Origin of the sequence: Anaeromyxobacter soli, from assembly GCF_022808855.1 — a bacterium.
GTDB lineage: Bacteria > Myxococcota > Myxococcia > Myxococcales > Anaeromyxobacteraceae > Anaeromyxobacter > Anaeromyxobacter soli.
On sequence record NZ_JAKZLF010000063.1, the window covers coordinates 1 to 13126 of the forward strand.

Annotated in this window: 14 protein-coding genes; 7 read left to right on the top strand and 7 right to left on the bottom strand. The window is 73.0% G+C overall.

What is annotated here, in order from left to right:
* From mrdA to mreC, 3 genes are all read right to left on the bottom strand, one after another.
* A partial coding sequence (gene mrdA, locus MLV88_RS23405; protein ID WP_243338767.1) for a penicillin-binding protein 2 occupies positions 1-1938 on the bottom strand: 1938 nt, incomplete at its 3' end.
* A gap of 6 nt (positions 1939-1944) precedes the next feature.
* On the bottom strand, positions 1945-2454 hold the full coding sequence (locus MLV88_RS23410) for a hypothetical protein (RefSeq protein WP_242340839.1): 510 nt from the start codon (positions 2452-2454) through the stop codon (positions 1945-1947).
* Positions 2451-3326, bottom strand: a complete 876-nt coding sequence (mreC, locus tag MLV88_RS23415) for a rod shape-determining protein MreC (protein WP_242340838.1) — start codon at positions 3324-3326, stop codon at positions 2451-2453. Before mreC ends, MLV88_RS23410 begins: the two co-directional genes overlap by 4 nt.
* A 120-nt stretch (positions 3327-3446) precedes the next feature.
* Here mreC and MLV88_RS23420 point away from each other — a divergent pair, with 120 nt between their 5' ends.
* Genes MLV88_RS23420 through MLV88_RS23430 form a run of 3 tightly spaced genes read left to right on the top strand, consistent with a single transcriptional unit; the run spans position 3447 to position 6245 of the window.
* Positions 3447-4991: a peptidylprolyl isomerase gene (locus tag MLV88_RS23420; RefSeq protein ID WP_242340837.1), complete on the top strand. Its 1545-nt coding sequence runs from the start codon at positions 3447-3449 to the stop codon at positions 4989-4991.
* 7 nt (positions 4992-4998) lie between these two features.
* On the top strand, positions 4999-5598 hold the full coding sequence (locus tag MLV88_RS23425; RefSeq protein ID WP_242340836.1) for a Maf family protein: 600 nt from the start codon (positions 4999-5001) through the stop codon (positions 5596-5598).
* Positions 5599-5603: 5 nt separating this feature from the next.
* Positions 5604-6245, top strand: coding sequence for a YggS family pyridoxal phosphate-dependent enzyme (locus MLV88_RS23430; RefSeq protein WP_243338769.1), 642 nt, complete (start codon positions 5604-5606; stop codon positions 6243-6245).
* An 18-nt stretch (positions 6246-6263) separates the two neighbouring features.
* Here MLV88_RS23430 and MLV88_RS23435 read toward each other — a convergent pair whose 3' ends face one another.
* On the bottom strand, positions 6264-6485 hold the full coding sequence (locus MLV88_RS23435; protein WP_242340834.1) for a hypothetical protein: 222 nt from the start codon (positions 6483-6485) through the stop codon (positions 6264-6266).
* A 337-nt stretch (positions 6486-6822) separates the two neighbouring features.
* Between MLV88_RS23435 and MLV88_RS23440 the strand changes: the two genes are divergently transcribed.
* The 3 genes from MLV88_RS23440 (at position 6823) to MLV88_RS23450 (ending at position 10099) form a co-directional block, all read left to right on the top strand.
* Positions 6823-7566 (top strand): DUF3108 domain-containing protein, encoded by a 744-nt coding sequence (locus tag MLV88_RS23440; protein WP_242340833.1) that lies wholly within the window; start codon positions 6823-6825, stop codon positions 7564-7566.
* Positions 7567-7640: 74 nt separating this feature from the next.
* Complete coding sequence (locus MLV88_RS23445; RefSeq protein WP_242340832.1) at positions 7641-9320, top strand: DUF4091 domain-containing protein; 1680 nt, start codon at positions 7641-7643, stop codon at positions 9318-9320.
* Between the two features lie 11 nt (positions 9321-9331).
* Positions 9332-10099 carry a DUF3108 domain-containing protein gene (locus MLV88_RS23450; RefSeq protein WP_242340831.1) on the top strand — a complete coding sequence of 256 codons (768 nt, stop codon included), beginning with the start codon at positions 9332-9334 and terminating at the stop codon, positions 10097-10099.
* Positions 10100-10121: 22 nt separating this feature from the next.
* On the opposite strand, the gene MLV88_RS23455 is transcribed toward MLV88_RS23450, so the two are convergent.
* From MLV88_RS23455 to MLV88_RS23465, 3 genes are all read right to left on the bottom strand, one after another.
* Positions 10122-10475 (bottom strand): hypothetical protein, encoded by a 354-nt coding sequence (locus tag MLV88_RS23455; protein ID WP_242340830.1) that lies wholly within the window; start codon positions 10473-10475, stop codon positions 10122-10124.
* Positions 10476-10794: 319 nt separating this feature from the next.
* Entirely contained in the window at positions 10795-11313 is a 519-nt protein-coding gene (locus MLV88_RS23460) for a DUF507 family protein (protein ID WP_242340829.1), read from the bottom strand.
* Positions 11314-11696: 383 nt separating this feature from the next.
* On the bottom strand, positions 11697-12626 hold the full coding sequence (locus MLV88_RS23465) for a class I fructose-bisphosphate aldolase (RefSeq protein ID WP_242340828.1): 930 nt from the start codon (positions 12624-12626) through the stop codon (positions 11697-11699).
* A gap of 190 nt (positions 12627-12816) precedes the next feature.
* Here MLV88_RS23465 and MLV88_RS23470 point away from each other — a divergent pair, with 190 nt between their 5' ends.
* Positions 12817-13116, top strand: a complete 300-nt coding sequence (locus tag MLV88_RS23470; protein WP_242340827.1) for a DUF2795 domain-containing protein — start codon at positions 12817-12819, stop codon at positions 13114-13116.
* Positions 13117-13126 lie beyond the last annotated feature (10 nt).

Below are 13126 nucleotides of genomic sequence, written 5' to 3' on the forward strand. Positions count from 1 at the left end.
GGCCGCGTCCGCCGGCTGGACCAGCGCCACCCCGGCGCGCTCGGCGGCGTCCTGCGCCTTGAGCTCCATCCACTTCTTCACGACCGCCATCGCGGTCGGCGCGGCGTTGGTCGAGCCGAAGCCCGAGTGCTCGTTCAGCACCACCACCACGATCTCGGGATCCTCCGCCGGCGCGAACGTCGCAAACCACGCGTGGTCGCGCTCGAAGTACGGCACCTGCTCGGCGCGCATGCGCTTGCCCATCTTGACCACCTGGGCGGTGCCGGTCTTGCCGGCCGCCGTGAACTCCTTCGGGCGCTGCCAGTAGGCGGTGCCGAACGGCTCGTTGACGGCGGCGAGGAGCCCCTTCATCACCGTGTCGCGGGTGGACTGCTTGATGTTGGGGCGGCTGCGCTCCTGCGGCGCGAACTCCTGCAGGACCTTGCCGTCGGCGTCCTCGACGCGCAGGACGACCTGGGGCTTCCACACCTTGCCGGTCGCGAGCGCGCCGTAGAACACGACCTGCTGGATCGGCGTGACGTTCACGTCGCCCTGGCCGATGGCGAGGTTCACCGGCATGCCCTTCTGGTAGCCGCCGCGGATGTGCCGCTCGTGCCAGGCGACGTCGGGGACGAGGCCCGGCACCTCTCCCTGGACCCCGAAGTCCGTCGGCACGCCGAGCCCGAACTCGTGCGCCCACTTCGCGATCGCGTCCGCCCCGAGCCGGGCGCCGGCCTCGTAGAAGAAGACGTCGCAGCTCGCGCCGAGCGCGTGCTCGAAGTCCACGGCCCCGTGCCCGGTCTCCTTGTCGCAGCGCCAGCGGTGCGAGCCCATCTTGAAGTAGCCGGGGCAGTTGATCGTCGTGTTGGGGCGGTAGAGCCCCTCCTCCAGCGCGGCGATCGAGGTGAGCGCCTTGAACGTCGAGCCGGGGTGGTAGTGCTGCTGGATGGCGCGGAAGAGCTCGGGCTGCAGCGGGTCCGAGTGGATGGCGGCGAGCTCCGCCGAGGTGATGCGGCCGGACATCTTGTTCGGGTCCGGCGCGGGCCGGTCGACGAGCGCGAGCAGGAACCCGGTCTTGGCGTCCATCGCGAGGACCACGCCGGCGGTCGCGGGGAACACCTGCTCCGCGAACTCCTGCAGCCGCCAGTCGATCGAGAGCACGAGGTTGTGCCCCGGCACGCTCGGCACGACGCGCTGGTCCTCGGGGATGAGGCCCTCCGCGTCCTCCTTGCGGCGCCCCTTCGCGTCGACGGGGACGCGCTCCTTCCCGTCGATGCCGCGCAGCTCGCGCTCGAACTTCCGCTCGAGGCCGCGCCGGCCGGTGTAGTCGCCGAGCAGGTACGGCGCCTGGCCCGTCCCCGAGCGCTGCACCTCCTCGTTGAGCCGCTTCAGCTCGTCGGGGCCGGCCTCGTTCATGTAGCCGATGAGGTGACCGCCGAGCCCGGCGTACCGGTAGTTCCGGTGCGGGATCGGCTGCACGTCCACGCCCGGGAGATCCATCTGGTGCGCGAGGAAGCGGTCGAGCTCCTCGCGGGCGATGTCGACCTTCACCGTGAACGGCCGGAACCGCTCCAGCTTGCGCGCGCCGCCGAGGAGCCCGCGGGAGCGCTCCACCTCCTCGGGCGTCATCGAGAGCATGGCCGCGAGCCGCGCGAGGACCTCGTCGCACTGCTTCCCGCAGAAGTAGGGCGTGAGCGTGACGTCGTACGAGGGGCGCGAGTCCACGAGGATGCGCCGGTTGCGGTCGAGGAAGTGGCCGCGATCCGCCGGCTGGCGGATCTCCTTCACGAAGTTCTCCTCGGCCTTCTCCTTGTACTCGTCCCCCTGCAGCACCTGCAGGTGGTAGAGGCGCCCCACGAGCGTGAGGAACGTGAGGACGGCGAGCCCGGTCGCCCAGGCGAGCCGCGGCCGGAAGTCCTTCTGCGCCGCACCGGGCGCGCTGGGAGGGATGATCGACATCGCGTGTCAGCGGAGGAGCCCGTGCTCCTCGCGGTGGAACAGCCGGTCGACCCGGCGGAGTCCCGGGTAGAGCAGCGGCGCCGCGGCCGCCGTCAGGAGCGCCTCGAGGAGCATGCGCGGCACGAGCCCGAGGCCGGGCGCCGACTCCGGGGCGGAGGTCAGCCGAGTGAGGACGAGCGCGCCGAGCGAGATCACGAGGGCGCCGCCCCCGGAGAGCAGCGCGAACCCGCCCCGGCTGCGCACGTCGACGGCCGCGTTCACCGCGCGCGCGAGGACGAAGAGGAGCACCGCGAGGAAGGTCATGAGCCCCTTCGGCGAGCCGGTCACGAGATCGAGCACGTAGCCGATCCCGGCCGCGCCCACCGAGCCCTCCACGTTCCCCCCGTGGAGGCCCAGGTAGACGACGCACGCGGCGAGGAGCGCCACGGAGAACGCGCCGCCGCCCACCCAGCGCAGGACGGCGGACTGAAGCGCGGCGATGGCCAGCGCGAACAGGACGTGGGCGAGCGGCTTCACTGTGGGTTTCCGGGGGCGTAGGCGGCCGGGAGGACCTCCGCGGTCCGCTCCCAGGCGGTGACCACGAGGACCTCCTCGATGCGCGTCACGTCCACCGACGGGACGACGCGCGCCTCCTGGAACAGGCCGTGTTGGTTGCGCTCCAGCTTCGTCACCTTCCCCACCGGCAGGCCGCGCGGGAACACGCCGTCGGTGCCGGACGTGACGAGCGAGTCGCCCTCGATCATGTCCTCGACGCGCAGCGCGTAGTCGAGCTTGCACGCGTCGGGCTTGCCCATGCCGCGCACGTTCGCGCGCGCGCGGGTGCGGTCGACCACCGTCGCGATGGAGCTGTTGCGATCGGTGAGGACCAGCACGTCGGCGGTGTGCGCGGAGACGCCGTGGACACGCCCCACCACGCCCTCGGCGACGACGACCGGCATCATCCGCTCGATCCCCTCCTCGGTGCCGCGATCGACGGTGAGGAGCTGGAGCCCGGCGGGCGCGAGCCGCACGCCCACGACGCGCGCGCCCACGTACTTCCGCGCGGGCGACTCCTGCGCGAACGCGAGCAGCTTGCGCAGCCGCTCCACCTCCGCGCGCTCCGAGAGGAGCTGCTGGCGCTCCATCTTGAGCAGGTCCACTTCGCGTGAAAGATCGTTCGCCTTCTCGCGGGCGTGGCGCAGCGCGAGGTAGCCGTCCCAGGAGCGCAGCCCCCCGGACACGGCCCAGCCCACGCTCCGCTCGACGGGCGTGATGAGCCACAGGATGGCGCGATCGAGCTTCGAGCGCTCGCTCGGCTTCCTCGCGTGCGCGAAGTAGACACCCAGCGGTACGACGAGCAGCACCGCGACGAGGATGAGCTCGCGGTACCGCCTCAGCAGTGCGAACACGGACACTCCGGCGGGGGCAGAAACCCTTGCATTTTAGCCCCCTTCGACTAGGGTGTTCAACCTTCCGGCGCCCCCTCCCACGCGGGGCTGCCGACCTACAACAACGCGGAGCACCGGTTCATGCTGGAAGGGCTGCGAGCAAACAAGGGCGGCATCATCACCTGGATCTTCCTGGGCGCGATCATCGTCGTGTTCGTGATCAGCTTCGGCCCCGGCAGCCTCAGCAAGGGCGGGTGCCGAGGTGCGGGCGCCTCCTACGCCGCGAAGGTCAACGGGAAGACCATCCCCGCGGTGGAGTGGGAGCGGCAGTACGGCCAGCTCTACAACCTCTACCAGTCGCAGATGGGTGGCGGCTTCACCCGCGAGCTCGCCGCGCAGCTCGGCGTGGCCGACCAGGCCCTGAGCCAGCTCGTGGATCGGGAGCTCGTGATCCAGGAGGCGAAGCGCCGGGGCGTCCTCGTCTCCGACGCGGAGCTCTCGAGCGGCATCCACGCGATCCCCGCCTTCCAGCAGAACGGCGCGTTCCACTTCGAGACCTACGAGGCCGCGGCGCGCCAGAACTTCGGGTCGCCCGCGAAGTTCGAGGCGTGGTACCGCGACCAGCTCCTCTACGGCAAGATGCTCGCCGTGGTGGGCGAGGACGTGAAGGTCTCCGACGCCGAGGTCAAGGAGGCGTGGAGGATCGACGCGGACAAGCTCGCCCTCACCTTCGTCAAGTTCCCGCTCGCCGCGTTCCAGGCGGAGGCGAAGCCCTCCGACGCGGAGGTGAAGGCCTTCGCCGAGAAGGAGGGGGCGCGCATCGAGCAGTTCTACAAGGACAACCCGGCCCGCTTCGACCAGCAGAAGAAGGTCCGCGTGCGCCACGTCCTCGCGCGGGTGGGCCCCGGCGCGGACGACGCCGCCGCCAAGAAGAAGATCGAGGAGGCCGCCGCCCGCGTGAAGAAGGGCGAGGACTTCGGGAAGGTCGTGGCGGCGCTCTCCGACGACGAGGCGACGAAGGCCCGGGGCGGCGAGCTCGGCTTCGTGACCGAGGGGCTCTTCGACGAGGCGTTCGCGAAGGCGGCCCTCGCGCTCGAGCAGGGCAAGGTGTCCGAGCCCGTGCGCAGCGCGTCGGGCTGGCACCTCGTGCAGGCCGAGGAGGTCGTCCCGGCGAAGAAGGTCTCGCTGGCCGACGCCCGGCCGGAGATCGCCCGCGAGCTCCTCGCGCAGGAGCGCGCCCGCAAGGCGGCCGCGGACCGCGCCCAGGCGGCCCTCGCCGCCGCGCGCGGCGGCAAGACGCTCCCCGCGCAGTTCCCGAACGCGAAGCCCCTCACCGTCGGCGGGCAGCCGATCGTGGCCGAGGAGACCGGCACGTTCACGGCGTCGAGCCCGTTCGTCCCGAAGCTCGGTCCGGCGGCCGAGATCATCGGGGCCGCGCGCGCCGCTCGCGCCGGCGAGGTCCTGCCGAAGGTGTTCGAGGTCCCCTCCGGCCCGGTCGTGGCGGTCGTCACCGCCCGCGAGACGGCCGACGAGAAGGCGTTCGAGGGCGCGCGCGAGCAGGTGTCGGCGCGGCTGCGCAACCAGAAGGAGGCGCAGGTCGTCTCCACCTGGCTGGAGACCCTCCGCAAGGGCGCCAAGATCGAGCGGAACATCGAGCTCCTGGGGAGCGCCACCGCCGCGCGGTAAGGCCTCCATGGCGCTCCGGCTCGTCCTCGCATCCCAGAGCCCGCGCCGCCGCGAGCTGCTCGCCCAGCTGGGCGTGCCGCACGAGGTGCTGCCGGCGAACACGGACGAGTCCGTGCGCGCCGGCGAGCCGGCGCGCGAGTACGTCCTGCGCGTCGCCCGCGAGAAGGCCCGCGCCGTGCCCGGCGAGCTCGTGCTCGCGGCGGACACGGCGGTCGTGCTCCGGGGCGAGGTGCTCGGCAAGCCGCGCGACGCGGAGGACGCGCGGCGCATGCTCGGCGCGCTCTCCGGGAGCGCGCACGAGGTGCTCACCGGCGTCTGCGTCCGGCGCGTCGGCGCCTCCGGCGCGACCGAGGTCGAGGCGGTGGTCTCGACCGCCGTGCGCTTCGCCCCGCTCGACGAGGCCGCGATCGCCTGGTACGTCGGGACCGGCGAGCCGCTCGACAAGGCCGGGGCCTACGCCATCCAGGGCGCCGGCGGGGCGTTCGTGCTGAGCGTCGAGGGCAGCGTCTCGAACGTCGTCGGGCTCCCGCTCGCGGAGACGGCCGAGCTGCTCCGCCGCGCCGGCCACCCCCTCCCCTGGGACGCCCCCGCGGACGCGGAGGGGTGAGCGCCGTGGGGATCGCCGAGAACCTCGCCCGGCTGCGCGCGGAGCTGCCCGCGCACGTGACCCTCGTCGCGGTGTCGAAGACGCAGCCCGCGGCCGCCATCCGCGAGGCGTACGCGGCCGGGCAGCGCGACTTCGGCGAGAACTACGCGCAGGAGTGGCGCGAGAAGGCGGAGGCGCTCACGGACCTCGCCGAGCTCCGCTGGCACTTCATCGGCGGCCTGCAGACGAACAAGGTGAAGTACCTCGCCGGCCGCGTCGCCTACGTGCACACCGTCGATCGCGAGGAGCTCGCCCGCGAGCTCTCCCGCCGCTTCGCCCAGAAGGGCGCGGTCGCGCGCGTCTTCCTGGAGGTGAACACGGGCGGCGAGGCGTCGAAGGCCGGCTGCGCGCCGCGCGAGGCGCCCGCGCTCGCCGCGGCGATCCGCGCGCTGCCCGCGGTCGAGCTCGTCGGCGTGATGGGCATCCCGCCGCCCGACGACGACCCGCGGCCCCACTTCCGGGCGCTCCGGGCGCTGCGCGACGGGCTCGGCCTCGCCGAGCTGTCGATGGGTATGAGCGGGGACTGGCGCGTGGCGGTCGAGGAGGGCGCGACCTTCGTGCGGGTGGGCACGGCCATCTTCGGGGTCCGGCCGCCCAAGGGCGCCTGAGGCGGCGCCGCCCCGCCGTCAAACCACCTTGAGGCGCAGGCGCCCGGAGTCGCTCACTGCGACCCGGAACTCCTGTCCGCAGTAGAAGCAGCGGACCTCGTCGCCGTGGCCGAACCCGTCGTCCCACGGGTTGTTCGCCGAGCAGTCCGGGCAATCGAAGTCTCCGAACCGGCGCGTCCTCCCCGCCTCCGCGCTCGCGGCCGGGACCTCGTCCTCGTCGTAGCCCGCGTCGAACGGCATCGCGCTCCCTCCTCCTCGCGGGGGTGGTGCCGCCACCCGCGCCGGACCGGCCGGCGTGGGCGAGCGTACGCCAACCCGGGGCGGGCGTGCGAGCGAGCGCCAGGGGCACGATGTAGGACTGCCCGTTCACGGGCCGGGGAATAGCGGGACCGGGCGCTCCATTGTAAGCAATGCGTCAAGCGCTCCGCGCGGGAGCGTGCCGGAAACCGACACCCCTGTCGCGGCCTGGCCCCACGTTCGCGTCGGCGGCTTGCATTTTCGGGCTACACGAAGCTGGCATCTCGCTTGCTGAACCTCCGCGCGCCGCGCGGTCTCAGACGCGGAGACGGGAGAACCCTTGCACGAGCGCCTCGCCACCCTCGCAGTCGTCGCCCTCCTCGCCGCCCCCGCGAGCGCGCAGGGGTTCTCTCCCGGCGAGGAGACCGTCTTCCGGATCACGTACCTCAGCCTCCCCACGGGCGAAGGCAGGATCGTGGTGGGGAAGCCGGAGGGAGACATCTGGCCGGTGGTCTTCCAGGCGAAGACGCAGGGCGTGGCGGGCCTCGTGGACATCCGGGAGCACCTCGTCAGCTACTGGGACGCGCGCACGAAGCTCACCCGCGGCTCGGACCTCAAGGCCTACGAGGTGGGCGACTTCCACCAGGACAGCGCCCGCTTCGACCGCGTGAGCCGGAAGGCCACCGTCACGGTGCAGCGCAAGGGCAAGCGGAAGGAGCAGACGATCGAGGTCCCGGCGAACGTCCAGGACCTCACGAGCGCCTTCATGTGGCTGCGCCTGCAGCCGCTCGAGGTCGGCCGGCGCTACGACGTGCCCGTCGCCTCCGGCACCCACCAGTTCACGCTCGTCGCGGAGGTCGTCGGGCGCGAGCGGGTCGAGACGCCTGCTGGCGCCTTCCCCACGATCAAGGTGAAGATCCGCACCGCGCTCGAGGGCAAGTTCTCCACGAAGCGCGACTCCTGGATGTGGCTGTCCGACGACGCGCGGCACGTGCTCGTGCGCGCCGAGGCGGACTTCGCGGTGGGCAGCATCGTCGCGGAGCTGAGGAGCTACACTCCGGGCGGAGAGGTCGCGGCGCGCTGATCCGCGCCGGCCGGCGCACCCCCCGGCCGAGGCGCGCGTTGCATCGGCCGCCAGCGCGGCGCACCTTCGCGTGGATGCGCGCGGCTCTCCTCCTGGTAATCCTCGCGGCGTGCGCCGGCGGCGCGCCGGCCCGCTCCTGCGCGTCCGAACGGCCCGAGGCCCGCCCGGGCCCGCCGGTCGAGCTCGGCGTCGCGAGCGGGCTCGAGAAGCTGCGGCCCGCGGATCCCGTCCCGCGGGACCGGGAGATCGTGCTCGAGGCGGCCCGGGGCGAGTGCGAGTCCGCCCAGATCGCCGTCCGCGGCGCGCGGCCGATCGCGGCGCTCTCCGCCGAGGCGCGGCCGCTCGCCGGCCCCGGCGCCGTTCCCGTCACGCTCTACCGCGTCGCGACGCTGTCCCTGCCGCGCGGGTCCGGGCCGGAGGGGGAGCCGGGGGAGTGGCCGGATCCTCTCGTCCCGGCGCGGGATCCCTTCTTCGGCGAACCGCGCCGCGCGTTCCCGGTCGCGGTGCCGGCGCGCCGGCTCCAGGCGATCTGGGTCGAGGTCTGCGTCCCCGAGGGCGCGACGGCGGGCGAGTACCGGGGCGAGGTGCGCGTGCGCGACGGAGCGCGCGCGCTCGCGGCGGTCCCGCTGCGGCTGCGCGTGTGGCCGTTCACGCTGCCGGCGACCGGCGCGTTCACGGCGGCGTTCGGGCTCCCCACCCGCGTCGGCACGCGCGCCCTCGGCAAGCCGGACGACCCGGTGCTCGCGCGCGCGCTCGCGGCGGCGCTCCAGCGCCACCGCATCTCGCCGTACACCCTGTCCGCCGATCCGCCCGACGGCGAGTGCACCGCGCGCCGCTGCGCGCTCGACTGGGCCCGCTTCGACGCCGAGGTCGGACCGGTGCTCGACGGCACCCTCGTACCCGGCGTGAAGGGCACGTTCGCCGAGGTGCGGATCGCGGCGAAGGTCTGGGATGGGCCCGAGGCGGATCTCGCCGCGACCCTCCGCGCGTGGAAGCGCCACTTCGACGCGCGCGGCTGGAGCGATCGCCTCTGGCTCTACACGCTCGACGAGCCCCGGCCCGAGCAGCTCCCCGAGCTGCGCCGGCGCGCGCGGCTCGCGCACGAGGCCGGGATCCGGGTGTTCGCCACCCTCGCGCCCGACCCGGCGCTCTCGGGCGCCGTGGACGCGTTCGCGCCGAACCTCACGCTCGCCCCCGAGCGCGCGGGGCGGGACGAGCACGTCTCGTTCTCCTACGCCTCCTGCATGTCGCACGGGTGCGACGAGATCCCGCCCTCCGGCCGGAGCCGCGCGACGATGCTGCGCGAGTTCCGGGGCTGGCCGGGCTACGCCATCGACCGCCCGGGCACGACCGCGCGCGCGGTGGCCTGGCTCGGGTGGCGGCGCGGCCTCGCGGGCGAGCTGTACTACGACGTGCTCCACGCGTGGGTCGATCGCGATCCGTGGAAGGACGTGCGGGCGTTCGCGGGGAACGGCGACGGCACCCTCCTCTACCCGGGCCTGCCGGGGGAGCTCGGCGGCGAGCACGGGTTCCCGGTCGAGTCCATCCGGCTCAAGATCATCCGCGACGCGCTCGAGGATCTGGAGCTCCTGCGGCTGGCCGAGGCCGCCGGGCTCGGCGAGCTCGCGCACGCGACCGCGGCGAAGCTCGTCCCGAGCGCGCGCGGGTTCGAGCGGGACCCTCGCCGGTGGCTCGCCGCGCGCGCCGCGCTCGGGGACGCGCTCGCCCGCCTCGAGCTCCGCGCGAGGCGCTGAGGATCCTCGACGTGCTCGCGCCGCTCCTGGCCCTCGCCCTCGCCGCCGCGCCGCCGTGCGCGCTGCCGCCGCTCGCGGACGGCGAGCGCCCCTGGCGCACCGGCGAGACCCTCGAGCTCGAGCTCGACGTGCTCGGCGCCGTGAAGGCCGGGCTGCTCCAGCTCAGCGTCGAGCGGCCCATGTCGGGGGGCCGCATCGTCCCCCTGCGGGCGCGCGCCCGCACGACGGCGGCCTTGGCGAGCATCCGGAGGTTCGTCGGCGTGGGGCTCTCCTGGGTGGACGCGGCGACGCTCCTCCCCGAGCGCTACCGCGACGACATGGACGAGAACGGCGTGCGGAAGTCGAGCGACGCGCGGATGCCGGGCGACGGGCGGGTCACGATCGCGTACCGCCAGGGCGACCGGGAGAGCGAGGCGCGCTTCGACGCGGCGGGCGAGGTGCTCGACGCGCTCTCCGCCCTGTACTACCTGCGCGCGGCGCGGCTCGCGCCGGGCGACCGCTTCTGCTTCGACGCCGTCGCCAGCCGTCGCCTGTGGCACCTCGAGGGGACCGTCGCCGCCGAGCGCGAGGCGGTGGAGACCCCGGCCGGCCGGTTCGAGACGTTCCGGGTGGACGCGCTCGCGCGGCGGGCGGATCGTCCCGAGGCGCGCCCGCGGCCCGTTCACCTCTGGTTCACGCGGGACTCCCGCCGGCTGCTCGTCGCGGCGGTCTCGGAGATCGAGCTCGGCCCCGTGCGCGCCCAGCTCGCGGCGGTGCGCGGCACGCGCGCCGCCCGCTGAGCGCCGAGCGCCGAGGGGCGCGTCACATCCGCGCCGCCACCTGGGCGAGCCGGCGGCGCACGCTCGCGAGCGCCGCCCCGAGCCGCTCGATCCGGTCGATCGGCCCGCCGCCGAGCGCCAGCGAGAGGACGCGCTGCTGCGACGGCTCCGCCTCCGAGAGCGCCTCCTCGATGCTCGCGACGTAGGTCGCGATGGCTGCGAGCGCGCCGCGCGCCTGCTCGAGATCGTCGTCGAGGAAGTCGAGCACGACGTGCTCCCGCGCCGCGCGACCGGCGAGCCGCGCGCGGAGGGATTCCACCGCCCGGCGGCCCGCGGCATCCGGGCCAGGGACGACGCGCTCCTCGTCGACGACCACGACTGCGCTCTGACGCGGCATCCCCCGATGGTAGCGGGGCGATATCGCCGGTCAACTTTGCGGCGAGGGCGCGGACGTCACCGGCGGTGGACGTCGCTCATCCCTGCGTGAAGTCCGCTCCGGAGGCGCGCGTACGACACACCGCCGCTTGCGCAACCGTCACCGCTTTCGCGCGACTCATCCGCGAAGCAAGGGCTCGAGAGGCACACGAGACCGGAGGCGAGACGGGCACCCGCAGCGAGGCGCGCCGAGGCGTACTGCCTCCGTACGCCGCAGGCGCAACGAGCGAGGACGCCCGTCGCAGCCCCGGTATCGTGCGCCGCGCTGGAGAGAGGTAAAGCTAGATGAGGCCGCGGGAGCGGCGGAGGAGTTCTACCGTCTTCTGATACTCGACGTCCCAGGCGCTCGTCCCCTCCTGCAGGTGCTTCAGGCGGGCGCGCGCCTCGCGATCGATCTCCTCGTCGACGTCGAGGTGCTTCTTGAAGATGTTGAAGACCTTCTTCCGGAGGGAGTGATCCTCGGAATAGACCTCCTCGACGTTCCGCGAGATGAGGAGGAACTCGATCATCTGGCCGATGACGTACTCGATCCCCTCGTCGCCCATCTTGAAGCCGCGGACGTCGGCCATCTCGCGCTTCACCTGGGTGAACCGGGAGTGATCGTAGCCGCGGCGCTCGAGGGCCTCGCGGGTCGCGGCGTTCACGCGCTCCTCGGCGGCGAGGTACTCCTTCATGATCGCCGCCATGTCCATCTCGGCGTCGGCGATGCGCAGGGTCTCGACCTCGATGTCGCCGTCCTGCATGAGGGTCTGGATGACCTCGCGGGCGATCGTCGGGATGACCTTGGGGTAAAGCCGCATGGAAGTTCCTCGCCTGGACGGCCGCGGACCGCGCCGCGGGCCGAGTGCCGTTGCGAAGACCGCGAAACAAAAGGTAAAGCCGTATAAACCCCGGCCGCCAGGGGTGGCAAGAAAAAAAGGCCTCGGCTGCAGCATGGTTCCACGCGATCTGCGGCCTCGCCACCCGCCCCCTCGGGCTCGTCCCCTCACGGGCCCGTGGGGTTCGGCGACGCTCCGCGCGGCGTCGCGCCGGAGCGGTGACGCCCGGCCAGGAGCCGCCCCGGAAACGGCGAGGGCGGCGCCCCTCCAGGCACCGCCCTCTCGATCGCACGCCGCCGCTCGCCCCCGCCCCGCTCACTGCGCGTGCGCCGCGCACGGCGCGGAGCGGAGGACGGCCGGCCGCGCTAGCTCAGGTAGATCTTCTGCACGTCCGAGAGGAGCTTCAGCGCCTCGGCGCGCGGGCGCTGGAAGGCGTTGCGGCCCATGATCGAGCCGAACCCGCCGCCTTCCTTGATGCCGCGGATCTCGTTCAGCACGTCCTCGGTGCCCTTCGCCTCGCCGCCCGAGAAGATGACGATGCGCTTGCCGTTGAACGCGGACTGCACGACGTGGCGCACGCGGTCGGCGAGGGTCTTCGTCGGGATCTGATACTTCTCGTAGACCTTCTTCGCCTCCGGGTGCTCGACGAGGTCCTTGGGGGGCTTCACCTTGATGATGTGCGCCCCGAGCTGCGCCGCGATCTGGGCGGCGTAGGCGGCGATGTCCACGGCGGTCTCGCCGTCCTTCGACACGCCGGAGCCGCGCGGGTAGCTCCACACCACCACCACCAGGCCGGCCGCCTTGGCCTCCTCGGTGAGCTCGCGCAGGTGCTCGTACTGGGAGTTACGCGCGTCGGAGGCGGGGTAGATCGTGTAGCCGATCGCGGCGCAGCCGAGCCGCACCGCCTCCTTCACGGAGCCGGTGACCGCCGAGATGGGCGCGCCGCCGAGCTTCGAGAGCGAGTCGGAGTTGTTGAGCTTCAGGATCGTCGGGATCTGGCCCGCGAACTTCCGCGCGCCGGCCTCGATGAAGCCGAGCGGCGCCGCGTAGGCGTTGCACCCGGCGTCGATGGCGAGCTGGAAGTGATAGTCCGGATCGTAGCCCTCCGGGTTCGGCGCGAACGAGCGGGCCGGACCGTGCTCGAAGCCCTGGTCCACCGGGAGGATCACGAGCTTGCCGGTTCCGCCGAGCGTGCCCGTCATGAGCAGCCGGTGCAGGTTGGCGAGGGTCCCGGGGCTGTCGCTCTGATACCAGGACAGGATCTCTTTCACGCGCGTGGTGGTTCGCTCCGGCATTTCGATTCTCCCAGCAGGACGTGAGGGTTCGGGGTTCTCTAGGACGACGCGAGCTCCAAGTCGACGCGCAATCTAGAGAGCGCTGCGATGGGGTGGCAAGGGGAAAAGCCTCCGCCCGCTCGGCCGGCGCGGTGGCCGGTCCAAACCGGGCTGCGCAGCTTTGGAGTGAACCCCCGAAAAGGAAGGTCCCATGGCGCGTGGAGTCGGCGAGCGGCCGGAGCGGAGCCCGGCGGCGATCCTGTCCGAGGTCGAGTACCCCATCTCCCGCGATGATCTCGCTCAAGCGGCGGCGGAGAGCGACTCTCCAGCGGACGTGATCAACTTCCTCAGATCGCTGCCCGAGCGGATCTACACGAGCCCGAACGACGTCATGCGCCAGTTCGGCGAGGCGGGGGCGCGGTTCGGGCTGTTCTCGACGAACGTTCGCCATCGCGGCGATCTGGGCAAGGAGGCGGTCGAGACGGGGGCGGCGCCGACCAAACATCCGTAGAGGGGGGGGG